A 250-nucleotide genomic window follows, 5' to 3' on the forward strand; every position below is an offset into this window, starting at 1 on the left:
CGTACCGGTTCGATTCCGGTCTTCGGCACCAAATTAATATCGCGGAGTGGAGCAGTTGGCAGCTCGTCGGGCTCATAACCCGAAGGTCACAGGTTCGAGTCCTGTCTCCGCAACCATTTAAATATATATGGCTCATTGGTCAAGCGGTCAAGACACCGCCCTTTCACGGCGGTAACAGGGGTTCGATTCCCCTATGAGTCACCATGCGGGTGTAGCTCAATGGTAGAGTTCCGGCCTTCCAAGCCGGCTG

At 54.8% G+C, this 250-nt stretch carries 2 tRNA genes; both read left to right on the forward strand.

The features are described from left to right. Positions 1-40: 40 nt before the first annotated feature. A tRNA-Met gene (locus tag K0039_RS21825) sits at positions 41-116 on the forward strand. Positions 117-129: 13 nt separating this feature from the next. Further along, positions 130-204: transfer RNA gene (locus K0039_RS21830), tRNA-Glu, on the forward strand. The last annotated feature ends 46 nt before the right edge of the window (positions 205-250 follow it).

The organism is Terrisporobacter mayombei, assembly GCF_020748465.1.
Taxonomy (GTDB): domain Bacteria; phylum Bacillota; class Clostridia; order Peptostreptococcales; family Peptostreptococcaceae; genus Terrisporobacter; species Terrisporobacter mayombei.